This window comes from Sphingomonas sp. IC-56, from assembly GCF_021043375.1.
GTDB lineage: Bacteria > Pseudomonadota > Alphaproteobacteria > Sphingomonadales > Sphingomonadaceae > Sphingomonas.
Genome location: NZ_JAJNDV010000008.1, coordinates 1 through 24,885 on the forward strand (window position 1 = coordinate 1; position 24,885 = coordinate 24,885).

Annotated in this window: 20 protein-coding genes and 2 riboswitches; of the genes, 7 read left to right on the forward strand and 13 right to left on the reverse strand. The window is 66.9% G+C overall.

Annotated elements, in window-relative coordinates; all coding sequences use genetic code 11:
- Nucleotides 1-118: 118 nt before the first annotated feature.
- Nucleotides 119-2,425, reverse strand: coding sequence for a ribonuclease R (gene rnr, locus LQ953_RS11570; RefSeq protein WP_231031061.1), 2,307 nt, complete (start codon nucleotides 2,423-2,425; stop codon nucleotides 119-121).
- A gap of 136 nt (nucleotides 2,426-2,561) precedes the next feature.
- On the opposite strand from rnr, the gene LQ953_RS11575 reads away from it, so the two are divergent.
- Nucleotides 2,562-2,894, forward strand: a complete 333-nt coding sequence (locus LQ953_RS11575) for a PilZ domain-containing protein (protein WP_231031062.1) — start codon at nucleotides 2,562-2,564, stop codon at nucleotides 2,892-2,894.
- 4 nt (nucleotides 2,895-2,898) lie between these two features.
- Here LQ953_RS11575 and LQ953_RS11580 read toward each other — a convergent pair whose 3' ends face one another.
- Together LQ953_RS11580 and proS are read right to left on the reverse strand one after the other, a co-directional pair.
- Entirely contained in the window at nucleotides 2,899-3,498 is a 600-nt protein-coding gene (locus tag LQ953_RS11580; protein ID WP_231031063.1) for a TIGR02466 family protein, read from the reverse strand.
- A 5-nt stretch (nucleotides 3,499-3,503) separates the two neighbouring features.
- Nucleotides 3,504-5,036, reverse strand: a complete 1,533-nt coding sequence (gene proS, locus LQ953_RS11585) for a proline--tRNA ligase (RefSeq protein ID WP_231031064.1) — start codon at nucleotides 5,034-5,036, stop codon at nucleotides 3,504-3,506.
- 483 nt (nucleotides 5,037-5,519) lie between these two features.
- On the opposite strand from proS, the gene LQ953_RS11590 reads away from it, so the two are divergent.
- Complete coding sequence (locus LQ953_RS11590; RefSeq protein ID WP_231031065.1) at nucleotides 5,520-6,425, forward strand: DMT family transporter; 906 nt, start codon at nucleotides 5,520-5,522, stop codon at nucleotides 6,423-6,425.
- Here LQ953_RS11590 and LQ953_RS11595 read toward each other — a convergent pair whose 3' ends face one another.
- The 6 genes from LQ953_RS11595 to LQ953_RS11620 all read right to left on the reverse strand — a co-directional run bounded on the left by LQ953_RS11595 (nucleotide 6,426) and on the right by LQ953_RS11620 (nucleotide 12,753).
- A complete protein-coding gene (locus LQ953_RS11595; RefSeq protein ID WP_231031066.1) occupies nucleotides 6,426-6,947 on the reverse strand; it encodes a CcdC protein domain-containing protein in 522 nt (173 codons plus the stop codon).
- 60 nt (nucleotides 6,948-7,007) lie between these two features.
- Nucleotides 7,008-8,579, reverse strand: a complete 1,572-nt coding sequence (gene gcvPB / locus LQ953_RS11600; protein ID WP_231031067.1) for an aminomethyl-transferring glycine dehydrogenase subunit GcvPB — start codon at nucleotides 8,577-8,579, stop codon at nucleotides 7,008-7,010.
- Nucleotides 8,576-9,934 (reverse strand): aminomethyl-transferring glycine dehydrogenase subunit GcvPA, encoded by a 1,359-nt coding sequence (gcvPA, locus tag LQ953_RS11605; protein ID WP_231031068.1) that lies wholly within the window; start codon nucleotides 9,932-9,934, stop codon nucleotides 8,576-8,578. The genes gcvPB and gcvPA overlap by 4 nt, the downstream gene beginning before the upstream one ends.
- A 230-nt stretch (nucleotides 9,935-10,164) precedes the next feature.
- Entirely contained in the window at nucleotides 10,165-10,536 is a 372-nt protein-coding gene (gcvH, locus tag LQ953_RS11610; protein ID WP_184088529.1) for a glycine cleavage system protein GcvH, read from the reverse strand.
- Nucleotides 10,537-10,539: 3 nt separating this feature from the next.
- Nucleotides 10,540-11,703: a glycine cleavage system aminomethyltransferase GcvT gene (gene gcvT, locus LQ953_RS11615; protein ID WP_231031069.1), complete on the reverse strand. Its 1,164-nt coding sequence runs from the start codon at nucleotides 11,701-11,703 to the stop codon at nucleotides 10,540-10,542.
- Between the two features lie 70 nt (nucleotides 11,704-11,773).
- A riboswitch (glycine riboswitch) is annotated at nucleotides 11,774-11,862 on the reverse strand.
- A gap of 1 nt (nucleotide 11,863) precedes the next feature.
- A riboswitch (glycine riboswitch) is annotated at nucleotides 11,864-11,955 on the reverse strand.
- A 159-nt stretch (nucleotides 11,956-12,114) separates the two neighbouring features.
- Complete coding sequence (locus tag LQ953_RS11620; RefSeq protein WP_231031070.1) at nucleotides 12,115-12,753, reverse strand: hypothetical protein; 639 nt, start codon at nucleotides 12,751-12,753, stop codon at nucleotides 12,115-12,117.
- A gap of 113 nt (nucleotides 12,754-12,866) precedes the next feature.
- Here LQ953_RS11620 and ispH point away from each other — a divergent pair, with 113 nt between their 5' ends.
- From ispH to rnhA, 3 genes are all read left to right on the forward strand, one after another.
- Nucleotides 12,867-13,820 (forward strand): 4-hydroxy-3-methylbut-2-enyl diphosphate reductase, encoded by a 954-nt coding sequence (ispH, locus tag LQ953_RS11625; RefSeq protein ID WP_231031071.1) that lies wholly within the window; start codon nucleotides 12,867-12,869, stop codon nucleotides 13,818-13,820.
- Nucleotides 13,821-13,909: 89 nt separating this feature from the next.
- Nucleotides 13,910-14,866, forward strand: a complete 957-nt coding sequence (gene thrB / locus LQ953_RS11630; RefSeq protein WP_231031072.1) for a homoserine kinase — start codon at nucleotides 13,910-13,912, stop codon at nucleotides 14,864-14,866.
- The gene (rnhA, locus tag LQ953_RS11635; protein ID WP_231031073.1) at nucleotides 14,863-15,306 is read left to right on the forward strand and encodes a ribonuclease HI; all 444 of its coding nucleotides are present in this window, start codon (nucleotides 14,863-14,865) and stop codon (nucleotides 15,304-15,306) included. Before thrB ends, rnhA begins: the two co-directional genes overlap by 4 nt.
- 75 nt (nucleotides 15,307-15,381) lie before the next feature.
- Here rnhA and LQ953_RS11640 read toward each other — a convergent pair whose 3' ends face one another.
- A complete protein-coding gene (locus tag LQ953_RS11640) occupies nucleotides 15,382-18,336 on the reverse strand; it encodes a TonB-dependent receptor plug domain-containing protein (protein ID WP_231031227.1) in 2,955 nt (984 codons plus the stop codon).
- Nucleotides 18,337-18,523: 187 nt separating this feature from the next.
- Nucleotides 18,524-21,574 (reverse strand): glycosyl hydrolase family 28-related protein, encoded by a 3,051-nt coding sequence (locus LQ953_RS11645; protein ID WP_231031074.1) that lies wholly within the window; start codon nucleotides 21,572-21,574, stop codon nucleotides 18,524-18,526.
- 161 nt (nucleotides 21,575-21,735) lie between these two features.
- Between LQ953_RS11645 and LQ953_RS11650 the strand changes: the two genes are divergently transcribed.
- A complete protein-coding gene (locus LQ953_RS11650; protein WP_330999421.1) occupies nucleotides 21,736-22,281 on the forward strand; it encodes a gluconokinase in 546 nt (181 codons plus the stop codon).
- A 3-nt stretch (nucleotides 22,282-22,284) separates the two neighbouring features.
- Here the strand turns inward: LQ953_RS11650 and LQ953_RS11655 are convergent, their stop codons facing one another.
- The gene (locus LQ953_RS11655) at nucleotides 22,285-22,962 is read right to left on the reverse strand and encodes a FadR/GntR family transcriptional regulator (RefSeq protein ID WP_231031075.1); all 678 of its coding nucleotides are present in this window, start codon (nucleotides 22,960-22,962) and stop codon (nucleotides 22,285-22,287) included.
- Between the two features lie 24 nt (nucleotides 22,963-22,986).
- A complete protein-coding gene (locus tag LQ953_RS11660; RefSeq protein WP_231031076.1) occupies nucleotides 22,987-24,333 on the reverse strand; it encodes a GntP family permease in 1,347 nt (448 codons plus the stop codon).
- 274 nt (nucleotides 24,334-24,607) lie between these two features.
- On the opposite strand from LQ953_RS11660, the gene LQ953_RS11665 reads away from it, so the two are divergent.
- Nucleotides 24,608-24,868 (forward strand): helix-turn-helix domain-containing protein, encoded by a 261-nt coding sequence (locus LQ953_RS11665; RefSeq protein ID WP_443026576.1) that lies wholly within the window; start codon nucleotides 24,608-24,610, stop codon nucleotides 24,866-24,868.
- The last annotated feature ends 17 nt before the right edge of the window (nucleotides 24,869-24,885 follow it).

Below are 24,885 nucleotides of genomic sequence, written 5' to 3' on the forward strand. Positions count from 1 at the left end.
GGGCTTGATGGCCTGGCTGGGGCTTTGGCCGTGACGGTTCTGCGTCTTCTTGGCGCGCAGACGCGCGCACCCACCCCCCTGCCCCTCCCTGCATACAGGGAGGGGTGAGAAGGAGGGATTATCGCCGTTTGCCTTGGTGGCGGATGTTGCCCGGGCGGCCGCGGCGTTTGAGGACGCGGGGTGGGCCGGACTTGCCTCGGCGAGCTTCGCTTGCCGGGCTGCCGGCTGAGCCTTTGCCGTCGGGGAGTTCGAAACGCAGCGCGCCGGAGACCGGGCTAGCCTCGGCCAGGCGCAGCTGGAGCCGCTGGCCGAGCTTGAACGCCTCGCCCGAATGTTCGCCGATCAGCTGCTGGCTCGCTTCGTCGTATCTGAAATACTCCGAGCCGAGATCGCGCACTGGCACGAGGCCGTCGCCGCCGATGCCTTCAATGGTCGCGAAGAAGCCGAAGCTCTGCACGCCGGTGATGCGCGCGTCCATGACCGAGCCGACATGCTCGGAAAGATACGCCGCGACATAGCGGTCGACGGTTTCGCGTTCGGCCTCCATCGCGCGGCGTTCGAGCTGGCTGATGCTTTCGCCGATGCGGTCCATGCTGCCGGCTTCTTCCGCCGTCAGCCCGCCCTGGCCCAGGCGATAGGCGTCGACCAGCGCGCGGTGGACGACGAGGTCGGCATAGCGGCGGATCGGCGAGGTGAAGTGGGCGTAGCTGCCCAAGCCAAGGCCGAAGTGACCGGTGTTGTCGGGGCCGTAATAAGCCTGGGTCTGGGTGCGCAGGACCTGCTGCATGATCTCGTCGCGAGCGTCCGACTCCCCTACGCGCTCAAGGATGCGGTTGAAGGTCGCCGGGCGGATCACCTGGCCGAGCGCGAACTCCAAGTCGAAGGTGGCGAGATAGTCCTTGAGCGCGGTCAGCTTTTCGCGCGTGGGCGGTTCGTGGTCGCGGTACATGACCGGGGCCTTCTTGGCCTCCAGCGCCTTGGCCGCCGCGACGTTGGCGGCGATCATGTAATCCTCGATCAGCTTGTGCGCGTCGAGGCGCTCGCGCGGGGCGACCGACATGATGCGCCCCTTTTCGTCTAGGACGATGCGGCGCTCGGGGAGATCCAGGTCGAGCGGCTCGCGCTTCTGGCGGGCGCGGTAGAGCGCGTTCCAGCAATCCCAGAGCGGCGCAAGGATGTCGCGGAGCTGCGTTTCCTCAGGCGACGGGCTGTAGGGCGCGTCGGCGTCCACAGGCTCGGCAGCGTCTGCGGCGCCGTAGGGCAGCGGACGCTTGTCGATCAGCGCCTGGGCGTTCTCGTACGGGATGTTGGCGGCGATGCGGACCAGCGCGCGGGTGAAGCGCCAGCTCTTGAGCGTGCCGTCCTTCGACACCTGAAGGTGGCAGGCCATGGCGGCGCGGTCGGCGCCCTGCTTGAGCGAGCAGACTTCGGCCGAGAGGATCTCGGGCAGCATCGGCACGACGCGGTCGGGGAAATAGACCGAGTTGCCGCGCTTGCGCGCCTCGCGGTCGATGGCGGAGCCGGGGCGGACATAGAAGGACACGTCGGCGATCGCGACGACGGCCTTCCAGCCGCCTTCGTTCTTGGGATCGTCGTCGGGGGTGGCCCAGACCGCGTCGTCATGGTCGCGCGCGTCGGCGGGGTCGATCGCGACAATCGGGAGATGGGTGAGGTCTTCGCGTTCGCCTAGCGGCTGCTTCGACACGCGCTCGGCCTCCGCCAGCAGCTCGTCGGAGAAGACGTTGGGGATGCCGTGCTTGTGGATCGCGATCAGCGAGAAGCTGCGCGGGGCGAAGGGATCGCCCAGGATCTCGGCCACGTGCGCGAAGATGCGCGGCGGCTTGCCGGCCTTGTTGGCAAGGACGAGGTCGCCGGGCTCGGCGCCGTTGCGCTCGGAGATGGGGTAGACAGTGCGCTCGCGCTTGTCGACGGGGTGGAGGTAGAGCCGGCCTTCCTCTTCGCGGACGACGCCGAGGACCTGTTCCTGGCCGCTGGCGAGCTTCTTCATCGGGTGGGCGATCAGGCCGCTGCCGGCTTCTTCGGTGCGTGCGAGGATACGGTCGCCGACCGCGAGGGCGGCGCGCTTGCCGCGCGGTTCGCGGACGCGCAGGCGGGGCACGGGAATACCCTCGGCCTCCCAGCGCTCGGGCACGGCCCAGACGGTGTCGCCGTCATTGTCGACGACGCGCAGCACGGTCACCTTGGGCACGCCGCCCATCTTGTGAAAGGCGCGTCCGGGGCCGCCGTCGATCAGGCCTTCGTCGGCCATGTCCTTCAACAGCGCCTTCAATGCGATCTTGTCCTGCGCGGACAGGCCGAACGCCTTGGCGATCTCGCGCTTGCCCGCGGGCGTGTCGGAGGAGGTGATGAAATCGAGGATCTGCTGCCGGGTGGGCAGGCCTGCTCTTGTCTTGGTTCTTGCCATTCAACCCTCACATAGGGACTCGCGTGCGATGTACCAACTTCCAAGCGGGCTTCGGTGTCCTGCGGCACGATTGGGTAAACGCCCGTTAAGCTCCTGTTGATGAACCTAGGTTATGGTGCGGCGCGAGGGAGCACGCATGGCGACGAGGTTTTCGCAGTATCGCGCGGTTGCGCCCGCGCTGGTGGAACAGCGCGGCGAGCCGCGGCACCGCATTCTGGTGACGCCTGCAACCGTGCGCGCCCATGGCGAGGAGCCCGATGAGGCGATGCTGCGCGACCTGTCGGTCTATGGATGCCGCATCACCTGTTCGGCCGGGTATCCCGAGGGCGAGCGGCTGTGGCTGCGCTTCAGCGGAAGCATGCCGATCGCGGCGACCGTGGTGTGGAACGATGGCGAGCAGGTCGGCTGCCGCTTCGACGCGCCGATCGAGCGCAGCCTGATGCGCGCGCTGACCTTAGTGCTCTGCTGAGAGCTCACCAGCGGTAATTGAAGCTGACGCTGATCCGCTTGGCGCTGCCCGAGCCGGGCGGGACTTCGTGGCGCATCCAGCTTTCCCAGAGCAGCACGGTGCCGGGTTCGGGTGCGATCTCGACAAAGGTCTGAAGCTGCTCGGGCGCGTCTTCGCGGCGGGTAGGCGCGGCCATCATCATCGCCAGACGCGGGTCCTCAAGCTTCAGCCCGCGCGAGCCTGGGGGCAGCGCCAGGTACAGCGTGCCCGAGACCACGCTGTGCGGGTGGAGATGCGCGCCGTGCCCGCCCTTCCCGTCCAGCACGTTGACCCACAGGCTGTCGAGCTTGAGCTTCTTGCCCGCCAGTTCGAAATGGCAGGCCTGCGCGAAGCGGGCGACGTGGCGGTCGAGCAGGCGCTTCAAGTCCGCGAAGGCCGGATCGCGGATCGGCAAGTCGTTCAAGGAGGCGTAGGAGGTGTAGCCGCGATAGCCATGCGCCTTGCACCAGCGGCGCCCGGCCAGGTCCTCTTGCGCCAATTGCAGGCAGGACGCCTCCAGCTCCTTCAGGAGGTCGGCGTCACCGAGCGGCTCCTGATAGAGCAGAGAGGCGAACAGCGTGCGCATGGGGATCAGTAGGCTCGCGCGACCAGGATGCGCTCGACGGCGGGCTGGCCGGTGAAGACGCACGCGCCCTCCGCCGGGGCCGCATTGCCGGGCACGTTGCGCATGGTGAGCTTGAGCTTCTTCAGACGTTCCACCACCTGGTCGAGATCGGCGCCGGTCGGCTTGGACCAGTTGACCTCGACCCAACCGGGATAGCGGATCTTGTCATCGAACGCGGCAGCGAGCCCGTCGAAATCGGTGACGTCGCGGCGGATGTTCGCGTCGAGGCGCCCGCGGGCCTGTTCGTGCAGCGCAGCCTGGATGCTTTCCAGCGTCTGCGCAGCGCCATCGACGAAATCGGCGCGGGCGATCACGGCGCTGTCGAGCTTGCCGTCCTCGCGGTACAGGCGATCACGGCGGACCACCGAGACATTGCCGCCGGCGACGTCGCGGCCGCCCACTTCGACGATGATCGGCGCGCCCTTCTTGACCCAGCCCCAGCGCTTGGTCGCGGCCTTGGCGGGCTTGAGGTCGAGCAGCGCGCGAACCGGCTCGCCGAGCGCCGAGAGTTTGGCGAGATCGGCCTGGAGCGCCTTGCAATAGTCGACGATCGCCTGATCCTCGGGCACGTCGCGCAGCATCGGCACGATCACGATCTGCCAGGGGGCGACGCGCGGCGGCACGCGCAGGCCGTCATCATCGCCATGGACCATGATGAGGCCACCAATCATGCGGGTCGACACGCCCCAGCTGGTGGTCTGGGCGAGTTCCTGCTGCCCCTCGGCATTCTGGAACTTGATGTTCTGCGCGCTGGAGAAGGTGGTGCCGAGGAAGTGGCTGGTGCCCGCCTGAAGCGCCTTGCCGTCCTGCATCATCGCTTCGATCGAATAGGTCGCGACGGCGCCGGGGAAGCGCTCATTCTCCGGCTTTTCGCCCGCGACCACGGGCATCGCCAGGCAATCCTCGGCAAAGCTGCGATAGACCTCAAGCATCTTCATGGTCTCTTCGCGCGCTTCCTCCACCGTGGCGTGGGCGGTGTGCCCTTCCTGCCAAAGGAATTCGGCGGTGCGCAGGAACATGCGGGTGCGCATTTCCCAGCGCACGACGTTCGCCCATTGGTTGATGAGGACGGGCAAGTCGCGCCAGCTCTGCACCCAGCGGCTGAAGGCGGCGCCGATCACGGTTTCGGAGGTGGGGCGCACGACCAGCGGCTCTTCGAGCTTCGCCTCGGGATCGGGAACGAGCTTGCCGTCCTTCTGCACCAGACGGTGATGGGTGACGACCGCCATTTCCTTGGCAAAGCCGTCGACATGCTCGGCCTCCTTTTCGAAATAGGAGAGCGGGATGAAGAGCGGGAAATAGCAATTCTCGTGGCCCGTCGCCTTGATACGATCGTCGAGCAGGCGCTGGATGCGCTCCCAGATGCCATAGCCCCATGGCCGGATGACCATGCAGCCGCGAACGCCGCTATCCTCGGCCATGTCGGCTTCGGTGATGACGGTCTGGTACCAGGCTGCGAAATCGGCTTCGCGGGTGACGTTGAGGGCGCGCTTGATCATGGCGTGCCTCTAGCGCGGCGGGTGGTCGGAGCAAAGGGTGCACGGTTCATGCGGGTTGAGGGGGAGGCGCGGGAGGCTTAGGGCCCTCGCAAAGCAGTGCTCCCCTCCCTGCAGGGGAGGGGCTTGAGGGTGGGTGCGCGCGTCTGCGCGCCTAAAGATTCCTTCAAGCGTTTCGTTGAAGGCGGCAGTCGGGGCATCGAGCCCCGCCTGTCGCTGAACCCACCCCTTGATCCCCTCCCTTCCCGGGAGGGGAATGAACAGGCAGGAAGTTGCCGCCGACCATGCAATCTGACCGACCGCCACACAGATCCTCCCCCGGAGGGGGAGGGGGACCACGCGAAGCGTGGTGGAGGGGTATTCTCCGCGAGCGGCCCAGCTCGTGGATAGCTACCCCTCCGTCAGCCCTGCGGGCTGCCACCTCCCCCTCCGGGGGAGGATTTATCGCTACGCTGGATGTTCAAGCGGTCTTGAGTCCCCTGCCCCATGCAATCTGACCGCATCTTTACCGGGCTGGGGCTGCGGCTGTTCGCGATCCTGTGCATGTCGACCATGTCGGCGCTGATCAAGCTGGCCGAGACGCGCGGCGCGACGTTGGTCGAGACGATGTTCCATCGCCAGTTGTGGGCGGTGCCGCTGGTGTCGGCGTGGATCGCGATGGGGCCGGGACTGGGATCGGTGCGGACCAAGCGGTTCAAGGCGCATCTGTCGCGCACCGCGGTGGGGCTGACCGGCATGGTCTTCACCTTTGGCGCGGTGCTGCTGCTGCCGCTGGCGGAGGCGACCACCTTTCAGTTCACCGTGCCGATCTTCGCCACGCTGCTGGGCGCGCTGGTGCTCAAGGAGGCGACCGGCTGGCATCGCTGGGGCGCGGTGATCGTCGGGTTCCTCGGCGTGCTAGTGGTGGCGCAGCCAGGGAGCACGCATATCTCGCTGTTCGGGGCGGCGGTGGGGCTGCTCGCCGGGCTGTTCGTCGCGATCGTCGCGATCCTGTTGCGCCAGATCGGCAGGACCGAAAGCGCCGGCACGACGGTGTTCTGGTTCTCGGTGCTGTCACTGCCGCCGCTTGGGATCGCCTATGCCTTTCAGTTGCAGGCGCATGACCTGGGCACCTGGGCGATCCTGATCGGCATCGGGCTGGTCGGGGGCGTGGGGCAGCTGGCGCTCACCGGATCCCTGCGCTTCGCGCCGGTCTCGGTGGTGGTGCCGATGGACTATTCGAGCCTAGTGTGGGGCACGCTCTATGGCTGGCTGCTCTTCGCGGCCTGGCCGACGCCCTATACCTGGCTTGGGGCGCCGGTGATCATCGCGAGCGGGCTGTACATTGTCTGGCGTGAGCGGGTGCGCAAGGTGGAGCAGACAGTGGCGGCGAACGACGCGCCGGCCAGCTGATCAGGCGCGCGCCGCCCGCGCGCTCTCCAGCATACGCCGGGCGCGCAGGTACATTTCCAGCCGGGTGGCGGCGACCAGGCCGAGCGCGAGTGCGACCAGGATGTCGGTCAGCGTCATGGCGTTGAGGTGGAGGAACGTGTCCCCTGCCCCGCTTGCCAGCGCCGAACGGGCGGCGAAGCGCACCGCGATCAGGCCGACGATGAACAGCAACGCCGCGGGCGAGGACCGCTGGTTGAGCATGTGCGTCTCGGGATCGATCTGGATGCGCATGAAGCGGCCGCGCTGCCAGCCAAGCGCGGCGCCGATGACGAGCGCGACCAGGCTGAGCGCCCAGCCGAGCGGCGATGGCGGGGCGGCGATGAACATGGAGGCAGTGGCGAGCGCGAGGATCGCGGGGACGATCCACAGCCGCTCGATCCTGAGCGGGCGGACCTTGTTCATCCGCCAGATGCGGATGCCGAGCACGAGCGCGATGATCGTGCCGCTGATCGCGTAGCTGATCCACGAATTCTGATACTGCATGCCGTTCCCCCCGGAGCCGAGGGGAACGGCATAGCAGCGTGGTTCAGCGAAGCGCCACGCTTATTCGGCGGCTTGCGCCTTGGGCGTGTCCTTGTAGGCCAGGATCGGCTTGCGCGCGGCCAGCGTCTCGTCGAGGCGGCGGCGGGGCGCGAAGTGCGGCGCGGACTTGAGCGCGGGCTCGCCATTCTTGGCGCGCGCCGCGACCGAGCAGAAGGCGCCGATGAACTGGTCGAGCGTCGCCTTGCTCTCGGTTTCGGTCGGTTCCACCAGCATCGCGCCGTGGACGACCAGCGGGAAATACACCGTCATCGGGTGATAGCCCTCGTCGATCAGCCCCTTGGCGATGTCGAGCGTCGAGAAGCCTTCGGCCAGGCCCTTATCGCTGAAGATCGCTTCGTGCATGCACGGGCCCGACTTGGCGAAGGGCGCGTCGAGCACGTCCTCCATCGCGCGGAGCACATAGTTGGCGTTGAGCACCGAATCCTCGGCGACCTGGCGCAGGCCATCGGCGCCGTGGCTGAGGATGTAGGTGAGCGCCCGCGTGAACATGCCCATCTGGCCGTGGAAGGCGACCATGCGGCCGAAGCTGCCGGCGTGATGCTCGCCCGCGGTCTCTTCCTCGACCAGCACGAACTGGTCGCCCTGCTTCTCGACGAAGGGCAGCGGCGCATAGGGGGTGAGTGCTTCGGAAAACACCACCGGGCCCGAGCCGGGACCGCCGCCGCCATGGGGGGTGGAGAAGGTCTTGTGCAGGTTGATGTGCATCGCGTCGACGCCGAGGTCGCCCGGGCGGACCCGGCCGACGATGGCGTTGAAGTTCGCGCCGTCGCAATAGACGTATCCGCCCGCGGCGTGGACCGCGTCGGAGATCGCCTTCAAGTCAGGTTCGAACAGGCCGCAGGTGTTCGGGTTGGTGATCATCACGCCGGCGATGTCGGGGCCCAGGCGTGCCTTGAGCGCATCCAGGTTTACGCGGCCTTCGGCGGTGGCGGGGATGTCCTCGACCGTGAAGCCGGCGAAGGCGGCGGTGGCGGGGTTGGTGCCGTGGGCGCTTTCGGGAACCAGGATGACCTTGCGCGCCTGCTGGCCCTTGGCATCGAGCGCGGCGCGGATCGCGAGGATGCCGCACAGCTCGCCATGGGCGCCGGCCTTGGGGCTCATCGCCACCGAGTGCATGCCGGTGAGCGTCACCAGCCAATGCGCGAGCTGGTGGATCACTTCGAACGCGCCCTGCACCGTGTCGACAGGCTGAAGCGGGTGGACGTCGGCGAAGCCGGGCAGCCGGGCCATGCGCTCGTTGAGGCGCGGGTTGTGCTTCATCGTGCACGAGCCGAGCGGGAACAGGCCGAGATCGATGGCGTAGTTTTGGCGGCTGAGGCGGGTGTAGTGACGAACGGTCTCGGGCTCGGACAGGCCGGGCAGGTTGATCGGCGCGGTACGGGCGAGCTTGCCGAGGCGCGACGTGGCAGCGGGCACTTCAGCAAAGTCGACGCCGGTGGTCTCGTTCGAGCCGATCTCGAAGATCAGCGCTTCATCGAGCATCAGCGCGCGGTTGCCGGTGAAGGTTTCGCCGGCGCTCTCGCCCTTTTCGGGCGTGGTCGGACGCCAGCCGGACTGGTTGATCGTGCTCATGCCAGCACCTCCTGGAGCGCGGAGGCAAGCGTCTCGACGTCCTCCGCCGTGGTGGTTTCGGTGACCGCGACGACCAGGCCGTTGGCGAGATCGGCAGCGTCGGGATAGAGGCGGCCGAGCGAGACGCCGGCCAGGATGTTCCTGTCGGCGAGCGCGCGGACGACCGGCCGGGCCTCGACCGGCAGCTTCAACGTGAATTCGTTGAAGAAGGTCGGGGTCACCAGTTCGACGCCGGGGATCTGCGCCAGACGGTCGGCGGCGGCACTAGCCTGGGCGTGGTTGATCGCGGCGAGCTGACGCAGGCCGGCTTCACCGAGCAGGGTCATGTGCGCCGACATGGCGAGCGCGCACAGCACCGAGGAGGTGCAGATGTTCGACGTCGCCTTTTCGCGGCGGATATGCTGCTCGCGGGTGGAGAGCGTCAGCACGAAGCCGCGCTTGCCTTCCGCGTCCACGGTTTCGCCGCAGAGGCGGCCCGGCATCTGGCGGACCAGCTTTTCCGAGCAGGCGAACAGGCCGACATAGGGGCCGCCGAACTGGAGGCCGACGCCAAGCGACTGGCCTTCGCCGACGACGATGTCGGCGCCCATCTCGCCCGGGGACTTGATCGCACCAAGGGCGACGGGCTCCGTGACGACGGCGATCAGCAGCGCCTTCTTGGCGTGCGCGGCTTCGGCGAGGGCGGACAGGTCCTCGATACGGCCGAGAATGTCGGGATACTGGACCACGACGCAGCTGGTGCCGTCGTCGATCTGGGCGATCAGATCCTGGGTGTCGGGCGCGGGGCTGAGCGTCGGCAGCGACGTCACCAGCTGGTCGCCGGTGAACTTGGCCATGGTCTTGGCGACCGAGACATAATGCGGGTGGATGCCGCCCGAGAGGATCGCCTTGCCGCGCTTGGTGAGGCGGCGGGCCATCGAGATGGCTTCCCAGCACGCGGTCGAGCCGTCGTACATCGACGCGTTCGCCACGTCGCAGCCGAGCAGACGCGCGACCTGGCTCTGGAATTCGAACATCACCTGGAGCGTGCCCTGGGCGATTTCAGGCTGATAGGGCGTGTAGGCGGTGAGGAACTCGCCGCGCTGGATGATGTGGTCGACGCTGGCCGGCACATGGTGGCGATAGGCGCCGGCGCCGAGGAAGAAGGGCACCTCCCCTGCGACCACGTTCTTGCGGGCGAGCGCGGTCATGTGACGCTCGACCGCCAGTTCGCTAGCGTGCGGCGGCAGTCCGGCGATCGGGCCCGACAGGCGGGCGGACTCAGGAACGTCGACGAACAGGTCGTCCACGGAAGCCGCGCCGATGGTGGCGAGCATCGCCTGGCGGTCGGTGTCGGTCAGGGGCAGGTAGCGCATTTCGACCATATCTCCCCCCTCCCTACTCAGGGAGGGGACTTTGTCGGGTCGAAATGCCTCCCAGGCATTTCTGGGCCATGCGGGGCATGGCCCACCCGAACAGTGGGTGGGTACCAGCGGCGGCGGAGGCTCGATGCCTCCGGCGTCGCTCTTTGGGGGTGCGGCAGGCGCTCGCTGCGCTCGCGACCCACCCCCAACCCCTCCCTTGAAAGGGAGGGGAGCAGTTCAGCTTACAGGCCGGCGACGAAGTCCTTGTAGGCGGCTTCATCCATCAGGGCTTCGACTTCCGCCGCGTTCGACAGCGTCAGCTTGAAGAACCAGCCTTCGCCTTCGGGGTCTTCGTTGACCAGTGCGGGGTTGTCGGCGAGCGCGGGGTTGCCTTCGACCACGGTGCCGCTCGCCGGGGCGTACACGTCCGAGGCAGCCTTGACCGATTCCACGACCGCGGCGTCGTCGCCCTTGGCGACGGTCTTGCCGGCGTCGGGGGTCTCGACGAACACGATGTCGCCGAGCTGGCTCTGGGCGTAGGTGGTGATGCCGACGGTGGCGGTGTCGCCGTCGACCTGGATCCATTCATGGTCTTGGGTGAAGTAACGGCTCATGTCTCAGGCTCCCTTGCGGACATAGCGGTGGGGGACGAAGGGCATCGCAGTGACCTCCGCGGAATGGGTCTTGCCGCGCTGGCTCAGCGTCACGCGCGTGCCGGGGGTGGCGAGCGCGGCGGGGACATAGGCCATGGCGATCGGCTTCTGGACCGACGGGGCGAAGCCGCCGCTGGTGACCTTGCCGATCTCCGCACCGCTGTCATCCACCACGGTGGCGCCTTCGCGAACCGGCTGGCGGCCCTCGACGATCAGGCCGACGCGCTTGGTGGCGGAGCCGTTGGCGCGGTCGGCGAGGATCGCCTCGGCACCGGGGAAGCCGCCATCCTCGCGGCGGCGCTTGGACAGCGCGAAGCCGAGATCGGCGGCGACCGGGTTGGTGTCGAGATCGAGGTCGTGGCCGTAAAGCGGGAGGCCGGCTTCGAGGCGCAGCGAATCGCGCGCGCCCAGGCCGATCGGCTTGACTTCGGGCTGGGCGCAGAGCGCTTCGGCGAACGCTTCGACGGCATCGCCCGGGATCGAGATCTCGAAGCCGTCCTCACCGGTGTAGCCCGAGCGGCTGACCCAGAGCGGGTTGCCCTGCCATTCAAAGGCAGCGGCGGTCATGAAGACCAGCGACGCCACGCCGGGAACGACGCGCTCAAGCGCAGTGACCGCTTCGGGACCTTGCAGCGCGAGCAGCGCCTGTTCGTCGAGATGGTTGATGACGACATCGTCGGGCAGCGCTTCGCGGAACACGCCCAGATCGTCCCACTTGGTCGCGCCGTTGACGACCATGTAGAAGGCGCCGGCGTCGATCTCGAACGCGTTGTCTTCGCCCAGGCGCGTGACCATGAGGTCGTCATGAATGCCGCCATTGTCGGCGAGCAGCAGCGAATAGCGCATGCGGCCGGGGGTCAGCCCCTTGATATCGCCGGGCAGCAGGGTCTCGAGCTGAACGTCGGCGTCCGCGCCCGAGAAGAGCAGCTGGCCCATATGGCTGACGTCGAACAGGCCGGCATGCTCGCGGGTCCATAGATGCTCGGCCATGATGCCTTCATACTGGACGGGCATTTCATAGCCGGCGAACGGCACCATGCGGCCGCCGCGGGCGCGGTGCCACTGGTCGAGCGGAAGCAGCTGCGGGGCGAGCGCTTCGCCTTCGGGTTCTTGGACGTCCTGGCTCATCACACACGGTTCCGGCGCAGTGGATCGACGACGGAACGCGCGCCTGCGTGTGCGCCCTGGTTCCATCGCCCCCTCTGTCACGGGACCTGAGAGCTTTCACGAGCCTTGGACTCGCTTACCCCTTCGGTGGCTACTTCTTCAGCAGCGCTTTCCAGAGTGTCGTGCGCGCGCGGTCCTCGGTGCCTGAGAGATTCCGGGGCGGTTGCTCCTTCGGCGGCCCGGTGAAACCGGACACTCTCCCGCGCGTGCCCATGCCGGTTGCCCGGCATCGACGCGGGGAGCCTTGGCGGGGCGGCGAGCGCGAGTCAATCGGGGTTTGCGTGCCGAAAAAGTAAAGGCCGGGGCATCGAGCCCCGGCCTTTGCTGTACCCACCCCTTGATCCCCTCCCTTGCAGGGAAGGGAGAGTGTCATCAGCGCGTCGCGTTGTACTTGAGCTGGTCCTGGGTGAGCTGGAAGCCCACCAGCGCCTCGAACGTGGCGGCGAGGACGGCGTCGCGCACTTCGGGCGTGGAGAGCGGATCCATCGCGGCGGCCTCGTCGCCGGCCTTGCGGCGCTCGGTCAGCTTCTTGCGGACCTCCTCGGGCAGCGTCGCGGCGGACTTGGCCACCGATCCGCTCACCTGGGCGCGCGTCTGGGCGCGGATCTGACCTTCCTCGAAGCGCAGAGTGACCTGGTTCACGGTCTTGGCAACTACCGACGAGCCGCCGCGGACGATCGCCAGGTAATAAGGCAGCGTCACTTCGCGCGCCGGGCCAGGCTGCGCGCGGCGGGCGAGCACATCGAAGGTAACGGTGGTGACGATCGGATCGAGCGAGTCGACGCAGGTGGACTGGAGATTGGTCAGCGTCGCGGTGACGTCGATCGCCGACGCCTCACGGCTGGCCGGCGGGTTGAACAACGTGATGTCGCCGGTGCCGGCGGTGACGCCGACGCGCGGGCAGGCGGAGCGGACCGCGGAGATACCACCCGCAGTGATCTCGCCGGTGCGGGCGCAGCCGCCTGCGGCGAGCAGGACAAGGGCAGGAACGGCGAACTTGGCGAGCGACACGGGCGGAACACCTTTCACAAACACGGGCCGCGATCAAAGGCGGCCCGGAAACGGGCGGCACCATAGGAACCGCCTTTCGCCCGCGCAAGCAATCGCGTAGAGCGCGAGGCGTGATGGACCAGGCCCCGAAACCCGCTCTCGAACTGCTGATCGCCGCCCCGCGCGGCTTCTGCGCCGGCGTCGACCGAGCGATCCGGATCGTCGAACTGGCGATCGAGAAATATGGCGCGCCGGTCTATGTCCGGCATGAGATCGTGCACAACAAGTTCGTGGTCGACACGCTGAAGGCGCAGGGCGCGATCTTTGTCGAGGAACTCGACCAGGTGCCCGATGGCGTGCCGGTGGTGTTCTCCGCGCACGGCGTGCCCAAGGCAGTGCCGGCCAAGGCGGCCGAGCGTGGGCTCTCCTATCTCGACGCCACCTGTCCGCTGGTTTCCAAGGTGCACCGCCAAGCCGAGCGGCTGGTCGCGGGCGGACGGCATATCCTGTTCATCGGCCATGCCGGACACCCCGAAGTTATCGGTACGTTCGGCCAAGTGCCCGAAGGCGCGATGACGCTGATCGAGACGCCCGAGGATGCCGAGCGCGTGCAGGTCGCCGACCCTGACAACCTAGCCTTCCTTACCCAGACCACCTTGTCGGTGGACGACACGGCGGCGACGCTCGACGTGCTCAAGCGGCGCTTCCCGGCCATCCTGGCGCCCGGACCCAACGACATCTGCTACGCGACCACCAATCGCCAGGGGGCGGTGAAGGCGATCGCCTCGTCGGTCGATCTGGTGCTGGTGATCGGCGGGAAGAATTCGTCCAACTCGCTGCGGCTGGTGGAAGTGGCCGAGCGTGAGGGCACCACCGCTTATCTGATCCCCCGCGCGGAAGATGTGGACTGGGCGTGGTTTGAGGGTGTGCGTTCGCTGGGGGTGAGCGCAGGCGCGTCGGCGCCCGAGCTGCTGGTGCGCGAGCTGGTGGCCAAGTTGTCCGAACGGTTCGATGTGCGCGAGCGCGAAGTCGAGACGGTGGAAGAGAACGTCGTCTTCAAGCTGCCGCGCGGGCTGGAAGCCGCCTAGCGGCTATGCCTGCCCCAAGCACAACTGCGGTTGTGCGCGGGGCGCTTTCGCGGGATGGCTGCTCCAGGGTCGCGGGCAAAGGGGCAGGAATGGCGGTCTACACACAGGTCTCTTCCGAAGCATTGGCAGGCTTCCTGGCGAAGTTCGATGCAGGCGAGCTGGTGTCTGCCAAGGGTATCGCGGAGGGGGTGGAGAATTCCAACTACCTCGTCGACACCAGCCGTGGCCGCTACATCCTCACCCTGTACGAGCGGCGGGTTGCCGCCGATGACCTGCCCTATTTCATGGCGCTGCTCGACCATCTTGCCGGCAAGGGGCTGCCCGTGCCGCCGGCGATCAAGGACCGGAGCGGACGCGAGATCCACGAGTTGGAAGGGCGGCCGGCCTGCCTGATCCAGTTCCTGCCCGGTGTGTCGGTGACGGCCCCCTCCCCTTCCCAGGCCGAAGCAGCCGGTGCTGCGCTGGGTACGATGCACGCGGCGCTGTCGGACTTCGGCCTCGATCGGCCCAACACGATGGGGGTGGATAGCTGGCAGGCGCAGTTCGACCGCTGCGGGCGGGATCTTGACGCGATCGAAGCGGGTCTGTTCGACCGGGTGGGCCGCGCGCTGGACCGCATGCTTGCCCGCTGGCCGCGCGACTTGCCAGTGAGCGCGATCCACGCCGATCTGTTCCCCGACAATGTGCTGATGCTGGGTGACACGGTCACCGGGCTGATCGACTTCTATTTCGCATGCACCGATCTGCGCGCCTATGACCTTGCCGTCACGCACGGCGCCTGGGCGTTTGACGGCAGCGGGCGCAGCTTCTCTCCGGAGATCGGGACTGCCCTGCTCCGGGGGTATGAACGTAGCCAGAAGCTGAGCGCCGCGGAGCGGGCTGCCCTGCCGACCCTGGCGGAGGGCGCGGCGCTGCGCTTCGTGCTCAGCCGGGCCTGGGACTGGCTCAACACGCCGGCGGACGCACTTGTCACCAGGAAAGATCCGCTGGCCTATCTCCGCCGGCTGGACTTCTACGCTGCGAAGGGCGACGCGCTGTTCGCATGAGCGAACTGCAACATGTCGAGATGTTCACCGATGGCGCGTGCAAGGGCAACCCGGGCAAGGGCGGCTGGGGCGTGCTGCTGCGCATGGGCGAGACCGAGAAGGAATTATCGGGCGGCGAGCCGCACACCACCAACAATCGCATGGAGCTGATGGCGGCGATCCAGGGGCTGAAGGCGCTCAAGCGCCCGTGCCGGGTCACGCTGTCGACCGACAGCCGCTACGTGATGGATGGGCTGACCAAGTGGATCCATGGATGGATGAAGAATGGCTGGCGCACCGCCGACAAGAAGCCGGTCAAGAATGCCGAGCTGTGGCAGGAACTGCTTGCCGCCGCCGAGCCGCACCGCGTGGAATGGGTGTGGGTAAAGGGCCATGCCGGGCATCCGGGCAACGAGCGCGCGGACAAGCTGGCGAGCGACGCGGCGGTAGCGCAGCGATAGATGCTGCATGGCGGCTCCCATTGTGGGCCGCCAAAGCTGCCGGGCTGGCGGCATGCCACCAGCCCGGCCAATTACTTAGAACCGCACGCGGAAGCCCGCGCGGTAGGTCCGGCCCAGCGTGTCGTAGAGCGCCGGGTTCACGTCCAGGCCGGTGTTGGTCTGGGGTGCGGGCGCGGGATCATGGTCGAGCAGATTGTCGACCTTGAAGAAGAACGCACCCTGTTCGCCGACATTGATCGACCCGCCGAGATCCAGGTAGAACGCGCCCTTCATCTTGTTGAAGTCGATGGTCGGGTTGTTGCCGGTCGAGACCGGGCAGGTTCCGACCGAGCAGACCACATACTGGTTACCGAAGGTGCCATCGGAGAACCAACGCTCCTGAAGGAACAGGCTGAAGGCGTCGTTGCTGTAGGTTTGGACGCCCAGCACCTTCCAGTCGGGCACGTTGCCGTTGTTGGCACCTGCCTGATCCACCACGGCAACCCCGGCGATGCCCGAGTCCACCAGGAACTCACGCACATGCGTGGCGAGCGCGCGGAAGGTGAAGGAGCCCGGCATGCCGAGCGGCTGCTTCCACTGATAGCTCGCCTCGATGTCGAAGCCGCTGGTCTTCCAGGACGCCAGGTTGAACGGCTGGACGTTGACGAAATTGCCGCCCTGGATCGGGCTGTTCAGCTCGAAGCCGCCGCAGAATGCCTGATTGCCTTCGAAGCAGAAACGGACGATCTGGTCGGGCGACAGGCTGGACACGACGTCGTCGAGCTTGATGGTGTAATAGTCGAACGACAGGCTCAGGCCCGGCAGCCAGGACGGATTGGCATATACGGCGCCGATTTCGGTGTTGCGGGCAATTTCGGGCCGGAGGTTGGGATTGCCGACCGTGTTCTGGAACACCTGCACCGCGACGTTGCGGAACGGATCGCCGAAGTTCGGCAGGGTGGTGACCGTCGGCGCTGCGAACAGTTCGGACAGATTAGGCGCACGCACGTCGCGTGACGTAACCGCGCGCAGGCGGAAGCCGTCCAGCGGCGTGTCCCAGGTGCCGCCGACCTTCCACGCCCATACGGTGCCCGAGGTCGAGTAATCCGTGACGCGCGCGGCGCCGTTCAGGTTCGCGCGACCGATGCTGTCGTTGTTGAACAAGGGCAGGTTCAGCTCGGCGAAGCCTTCATAGACATGGTAGCTGCCGCGGCCGTTCTTGTAGTTGCCCGCTGCCCAGTTGCTGCCCAAGGGCGCGTTGAGCAGGGGGTCGGCGGGATATTCGGGGCTGTTCGGGCTGATGCCGGTTACGCCCGCGCCGTAGGGATCGCCGTTCACCCGGTAGAACTCGCTGCGATATTCGCCACCAAAGGCGATCGACAGCGGGCCTGCCCACAGGTTGAACAAATCGCCCGACACGTTGACGCTGGCGACTTCCTGCGTGAGCTTCGTGTGCTGGAACGGCCCGTTTTCGGGCGTGACATAGGCCAGGGCCGCGGCCGAAGGCGTGAAGCCGCCAAAGATGTTGATCGGCTGGCATCCGCCCGCCCGCGCTGCGGGATTGGCGCAGACGATCGCGCCGTTCAGGCTGATCGCGTTGGTCGCGGCGTTATAGCGCTCCTGAAGCACGATATCATCGACATTGATGTCGGCGATGGTGGTGCCATGCTCGTAATAGGCGTCGTAGTTCCAGTCGGACCCCATGAGGCCGAACCTGCCCTTCGCGCCGGCTACGATGCGATACTGGCGGCGGTCGGTCGACACCTTGGGATCGGGAAATGCCCCGTTGCTTGAACCGAAGTTGAAGGACGTGATCCCGGCGACTGCGCAGCGATCGCGGATCGACTGCGGCAGGAACGGATTGGCGCACTGCACCGTCAGGTTGGGGCGATTATAGCCGGGGCTTGGCTGGTTGTTGCTGGTGACCTGGGCGATGTTGACGGTGACGTACACCTCGTTGTTCTCGGCAAAGTCGAAGCCGAGGCGTCCGAAGCCGTTGATCCGCTCCAGCTCCGACTTGAGCGACGCGCCCGAGCCCGGCGCACCCGAAAGATCGCCGCCGACGCAGAAGCTGTTGCCAGGGAAGCAGTTCGATACCCGGCCGTTGCCGAGCGGCTGGCCGTTCGAACCATAGTTGAAGGCATAGGGCACGCCGTTCACGTCGAACGCGGTACCCTGGAGTGGGCCGTTATTGATCAGGCCGTAGCGCGCATATTGGTAGGGCTGCGCATAGTCGCGGTAGAGGAACTGGGGCGAGCCGTTGTTGGTGATGCCGGTGTTGACCAGCGTGGTCGCGCGATACCAGTCGCGGCTACCGGCGAGATCGGTGCCGAAATCGCCGGGGCCGACGCCGCCTTCATGCGAATATTCGCCGCTGACGATCACGCGCAGGCGATTGTCGAGCAGCGCGCCGCCATAGGCCGCCTGGACCAGTGCCTGACCATCATCGCCATAATGCGTGACGCCGCCCTGCACATTGGCCTTGAACCCAGTGAAGCGGGTGTCGGTGATGAAGTTGACCACACCGCCGACCGCGTCTGACCCGTAAGACGCCGATGCGCCGCCGGTGACAACGTCGACGCGCTTGACCAGCAGCTGCGGGAACATGCTGATATCGGGAACGCCGGTCACGTTCGCGCCGACGACACGCTGGCCGTCGAGCAGGGTCAGCGTGCGGATGGGACCGAGACCGCGCAGCGAGAAGGAGCTCAGCCCCTGCGTGCCGCTGGAGGTGCTGAACGTGCCGGTGCTCGCGCCGGTGGAGCCTTGCAGCGAGGGCAGCTGCGCGACGGTGTTGAAGATGTTGGGCTGTGCGTTCGCCGCGATCTGCTCTTCGCCGATCACCGTGGTGGGCGTTGGCGCAGTGAACCCGCTGGAGATGATGCGCGTGCCCGTGACGACGACTTCGCCCGGCGCGGACTGAGTATCCTCGGCCAGCGTCTCTTGTCCGGTCAGCGGAACGGACGGGCTGGCCTGATCCTCTGCAGGCGCGGGCGCCTCCTGCGCGAAGGCCGGAGAGGCTGATGCGAGCGCCGCAGCCAGCACCAGCATGCTGGTAGCGGTAACATACCGACGCGGCTGGCGGCGGCGATCACCCATAACCTTGTTCATCCCTGCATCCTCTCTGGCAGCGACCTCCCGCTGATACGGCGTGGAGGTCGCTCATTGTTTCTGTAGGGTTACTGTAACGGATGCAGAGCCGGGCAGCATCTACGACCAAAGTCGCACGACAGTGTTGTCAGGGGCGCGCGGAGAACAGCGCCTTGTGCGTGAGGATGAACAGGGTGCGGCCATCAGGCCCGCCAAACAGCAGTTGAAGCGGACGTTGCGGCACGTCGATGCGGCCCTGTTCCTGCCCATCGGCGCCGTAGACGAAGATCTGTCCGTTCGCGACATAGACTCGCCCGTCCGGCCCCACCGCGACGCCTTCGCCGCCGCGCGATGCGAACGGCTTGAGATCGGTCACCGCGCCCCCTGCCCCGAGCAGCCCGCTATAGGTGCGGTCCTCCGACCCGTTGGCGATGTAGACGCGCGATCCGACCTTGCCGGTGACAAAGCCATAGGTGTCGAGCGTGTCGGAGAAGCGCCAGCCGATATGATCCGCGGGCCCCTGTTGCCAGACGCGGAAGGCGGGCAGGATCAGGCTGCCATCGGGCGAGCGATATTCCTGCGCCTTGGGCACCGCCATGTCGCGGGCGAACATCTCCTCCAGCGTGACGAACTGGTCACGCTCCGGATCATATTGATCCCGGAATTCGCCATTGTTCCAGAAGCTGGCGGGCAGTGCCACGCTGGCCGCCGCCCGGTTCGCGACCGGCGTGGGCGTGATCACCCGCACATCCTGCGGCTTGGCGGAATCGATGCTGTACACAGTCGCGGCCGCGCCCGCCGAGGACAACACCATCAGATTGCCGGAGCGGTCCACCGCCAGATTAACCGGGTCGAGCGGGGCATCGGCGACGATCGACAGCCCTTCCTTTTCCGACCAGCCATGGATGCGGTGAAAATAGCGGTCGACGAAGTAGAGCTTGCCCGCGGGATCCACAGCGCCGCCGCCTAACGAGTAGAACCCCTCCGACAGCATCCGCACCGGCGTGAGCGACGGTGTCGGCGCAGGCGCGGGTGCGTCGTTGACGTCCAGCACGGCGAATTCGCGTTCGCGCACTTGCGTGCCGCGCGTCACGTCGGTGATCGCATTCTCGTAAGGATATTTGCTGGCGCGCAGATAGGTGCCGCAGCCATTGGTGTCGCACGTCGCAAAGCCGCTCTCCGCATTCACATGGACGTTGCGGAAGCGGATGTTGGTCGACCCATAGAGCAGCACCGCAGAGGGTGCCGGTTGGAGCGAGCGCGTCACGCGATAAGCGTGGAGATTGGCGAACAGGATGTCGCGCGAATTGCGCACCTCCAGCGCCACGGTGTCGCGACTCTCACCGGCCTCCTCTTCAGTCTGCGGCGCCAGGAACTCCCAGTTGCGCACGCCATCGAGTACGATTTCGGCCCGGCGGTGATGCTCGGCCGACATCTGGTACACATAGCCCGGCGTGCTGGTGTTGGTGACGTACAGCCCGGCCTGGGAATAGGTGTTCGGCGTCCAGAGCTGGTTAAAGGTGCCGCCGCCGCCATCGGTCACCCACAGGCTGGCATATTGCCCGTCCCAGCGCTTGGCAGGGTCCTGGTCCGCGGTGTGGTTGGCGTTGTACGGGTCGAAGCGGCTGCCATCGGCCAGGAACGTGCCGTGCCCGCCCTGAAACTTGACGTCGTCAACCAGCGAGCGCTCGCCAGCGCGCCACACCAATGCGGTCGCGCGTGGATTGCTGCCGCCGGTGAACAGGCCCAGGCCGGAGACGATCGCTGCGCCGCCCTTGGCGCTTTCGATCATCGCGCGCGGGCTGCCGACGCCGCGATAGGCCGGGCTGTCCTCGGCCAGGACGATCTGCGTCAGGCTGGGGTGCAGGCCGATCAGCACGGTGTCCGCGCGCAGCTTGAGCGTGTCCGACACCTTGTAGAAGCCCGCCGGGAAGTAGAGCACCTTGCGGCTGTCGATCGCGCGCTGGATCGCGGCGGTGTCGTCGGCGGCGTTGTCGCCCTTCACGCCCAGATCGCGGACATTGGTCCATTGCGACACCGGCGGCAGCGCGCGGATGGCGGGGTCGCGGCGGCGGTCCTTGCCGGAAAGCGGCGCTGCGTCCATCTTCGTCGCGAAGCTGCCGGTGGCGCCGAGCGAAGGCACGTGCAGGCCATAAGTGAACTCGCGGACGCGGTAGCGGGCAGCGGGGCCGGTCACGGTGCGGCCGCTGTCGCGGAAGCGCGCGAACACCGGCGTGCCCGTGCTCACGGCATTGTCGAAGCCGACCTGGGTATAGGCATTGCCTTCATTGCTGATGATGACGCCGGCGCGGGCGACGTTTTCGAACCGCACATCCTTGCCCCACAGCCAGTCGCCATAGCCGCGGTCGATCTCGATCCCGACGGGCACGTTGCGAAACACGGTGTTGACCAGAGTCAGCCCCGCTTCATGCTCGCGGATTGCGGCGTCGCGCTGTCCCTCGAACGTCGAATCGAGCAGGGTGTACTGCCAGGCGGGCGACGTCTTTTCGGCAAGAATGCCGTAGCGGCCGCCGAAGAAGCGCAGGTCCTGGCCGATATTGCCGACCTGATAGACGCCGGCCAGCGCCGAGCCGAGATGGAAGTCCATATGGCTGAGAAAGGTGTGCTGCGCAGTGTGCGAGCGCACTGCGGTCGCCGCCGGATTGCCCTCGCCGATCTGGAAATCGACATTGGTCATCGCCGAATAGAAGGTGCCCGAATTGGCATCGCCGATATTGGGGTTGAACGGCACACTGGTGGGCGGCGGGACTGGTATGGGGCGGCTGTCGGCGCCGAGTTCCGGCTTGTTGCCGGTGAAGAAGACCATGCTGCCGACGCCGCGCTGGAAACCGGGCGTGTTGGGGGCGAGCACGAACACCGGGCGTTTGCGGCCGACGCCGAACAGGCGGACGCCCGGCCACATGTAAATGGTGCGGCTGATCCGGTAGCGTCCCTCGGGCAGGAACACGATGCCGCCGCCGCCCTTTGCGGCAACCGCGTCGATCGCCTGCTGGATCGCGGCGGACGCGTCTGCCACGCCGTCGCGTGGGGCGGACACGGTCACCGCGCGCGGATCGGCAGGCGCTGTGACGTAGACGGAGGTCGATCCCGATGCAGCCAGCGCAGGTGCGGCGACCCCGGCGAGGAGCAGCGATGCAATGGCGAGACCGCTTGGCCGGGCGCGCGAAATGGCAATCATGATCGTACGTCCTCGCAAAATCGCTATGGTAGCAGCCTGTGCCGGATACCCCCAGGGACGCGAGCGGGCGACTGCGACCAAGGTCGTAATGGTCAAGGGCGCTCCGACACGGGATACCGCTGATGGTCCGGCCAACTGGCTGAGTGAGAGCAGGGGCGGCGGTGCACAAGCTTCAGGAACAATCCGCAGGGACGCATGCCATCGTCCTGATGGGCGTCAGCGGTAGCGGTAAGTCAACGCTGTCAGAGCATCTGGCGACGATGCTCGACTGCCCCGTGCTCGAGGGTGACGCGTTCCATTCATCCGCTAACGTCGCCAAAATGACGGCGGGTCATCCACTCACTGATGAGGACCGCTGGCCCTGGCTCGGTGCCCTTGGCAACGCGATCGGCCAGGCGGCGATGGAGCATGGGCGGGCGGTTGCCGCCTGCTCGGCGCTGAAGCGTAGCTATCGCGAACGGTTGTGCGCCACCTCGTCCGTGCCATTGTTCTTCGTGCTGCTCGACACCGACCGGGCGGAGATCGCACGCAGGCTGGCTAACCGCCCGGGCCATTACATGCCGCCCAGCCTTCTCGACAGCCAACTGGCGACGCTGGAGCGCCCCGCTGCAGACGAGTACGCGCTGCGGGTGGATGCGACCCGCTCCCCTGCCCTGCTGTCCGCCGATGTGCTGGGCTGGGTTCAGTCGGTTACCGCGCTTGGCTGAGCGTTACGGCATCAGGCGCTTGCGTCCCTGTGACAGGTGCCAGCGCATTGCCAGCGCTGCGCCGTCCGCATCGCGCGCGCGGATCGCCTCCACAATCGCGTCATGTTCTTCCATCATCGCGCCGATCACCTCAGGCGGGCGCGAGCGCGAGATTTCGACGCCGGCGCGCAGGATCTGCATGACGGCGTCGTGCAGATGGTCGAACACCGGCAGGAATGCCGCATTGCCCGTCGCTTCGAAGATCGCGCGGTGCAGCAGCCAGTCCTCGTCGTGCGCAGGCGCGTTGGAAAGCAGCGCGCCACGCAGCGCGGTCAGCGCCCTCTCGATCGTGTCGAGCTGCTGGTGCGAGCGGCGCTGGGCGGCCAGGCGCGCCGCCTCTGCCTCCAGCACGAAACGGACCTCGTAGGTGCCGAGCGTCGCGGCAAGCGCGTCCATGGCGACATGGGTGCCCAGGCGTTCGGACGGACGGCGCTTCACATAGGATCCAGCGCCCAGCCGCGCCTCCGTCACACCATCGGAGGCGAGCCGCGCGAGCGCTTCGCGCACAATGGTGCGCGACATGCCGAACATCTGCGCGAGCCGCGCCTCCGACGGCAGGCGATCGCCGCTGACCAGCCCTTCATCGTTGATGATCTGCACGATCGCCGCGTAGGCGCGATCGGCCAAGCGGCCTTCGCTCACCGATGCCCTCCACGCTGCCCCTGATCAGAGCACATAGGACAGCGCCATCACCAGTGCGAGGCCGACGACCGAGATCGCGGTTTCCAGCAGGGACCAGGTGCGGAACGTGTCCGCCGTGCTGGTGCCGACATAGCTCTTCACCAGCCAGAAGCCGGGATCGTTGACATGGCTGAAGAACACCGAGCCTGCGCCGATCGCCAGCACCACCAGTTCGGGCGATACACCCGAACTCGCGACCACGCCCGGCATGATACCCACCGCAGTGATCGTCGCCACCGTCGCCGAACCGGCGGCCAAGCGAATACCCACCGCGACCAGCCAGCCCAGCAGCAACGGTGAGATGGCGTGCATCAGCACCAGTCGCGCCAGCAGATCGGACAAGCCCGCAGTCACCAGCACCTGCTTCAAGGCGCCGCCTGCCCCGATGGCGAGCAGGATGGCACCGGCCGCCTCCATGGTCTCATGCCACACCGCGTCCTGGATCTTCGCCTCACGCAGCCGCCGCCCGAACAGTGCCGGAAGCGCAATGAGGTTGGTCACGAGCAGCGCGATCACGGGGTTGCTGGCCGCAACCAGCGCCGGCGCGCGACGAAAGCCGGGCACCATCTGCCCCAGCTCGCCCACCGCGATCAGCAACACGGGCAGCAGCACGATCAGCAGCGACAAGGCGCGCGACGGGGTGGCGATCGCCAGGCGGTGGTCGTGAAGCACCGGCGGCGTCAGCCGCACTCCGCGCGTGGTGAAGCGCGCGAGCACCGGACCCGCGATGATCGCCGTTGGGATAGCAATGAGCGTCCCATAGAGCATCGTCTTGCCCAGATTGGCGCCCAGCGCCTCGACGGCGAGCAGTGGGCCGGGGTGCGGCGGAACCAGCGCGTGCACCACGCCCAGGCCGGCAAGTGCGGGCATGATCAGCCGCAGCTTGGCCGCATCGCGGGTAGCGGGATCGGGACCAGCCATCTCCTCTGCCGCGGCGATCACGATCGGCAGCAGCAGCACCATTCCCGTTTCGAAGAACAGCGGCAGACCGATCACGATCGCTATTCCCAGCGTCGCCCAAGGCGCGGCGCGGATGCCGGTCAGCTGCAACGCCCCTTTGGCGAGCGAAGCCGCCGCACCGGACAGATGGAGGATCGCGCCGAGCGACAGGCCGAGCGCGACCACCAGCCCGGTACCGCCGATGATGTCGCCGACGCCCTTTTGCACGGCCTTGGCCGTATCGGGCAACGGCAGCCCGGCGAGCAGGCCCACGGCGAAGGCGCCGCACAGCAAGGCGAGGAAGGGGTGCAGCCGGCCGCGAACGATCATCACGACCGCGAGCAGGATACCGACCAAGGCCGCGACAACCAGGCGAATATCGCCGCCGGTCATCGGACGCCTCCCCGCGCGCACCCGAAAAGCTTCCGTGCCTGGACCATGCCAGCCTCTCCCTTTGTGGTGGCGGCGCATTCGCCTGCCTGAACGATCTGTAGGACAGCTTTTTGATAGTCGGCAACAAAAAAGGCTTGCCGGCAAGCAAAGTAGGGGATCATACATAAAACCTGTCCAACCGAATCTGCGAAAAGATGGATTGGTGGATAGCAATCTCGCCTGGTGCGAACGCCGCGGCGAGCAACGGCCACAAGCCGATCAGGAGAGGATGACGATGAAAGGGATCGCCCAGGATCTGAGCAAATCGGATACCGACGCTGCCACGCCGCCGCCGGTTCTGCAATTGACTCCCACCCAGATCAAGGTGCTGCGCGGTGTCCGCTCGGGCCAGCTCAACAAGCAGATCGCCTATGATCTTGGGATCGCCGAGACCACGGTGAAGGCGCACATGACCGCGCTGATGCGCAAGCTGAACGTGCGCAACCGTACCCAGGTCGCAATCGCCGCCGAAGCACTGAGTTTCCGCGCAGCCTGATGCCGGCGCACCGCGGC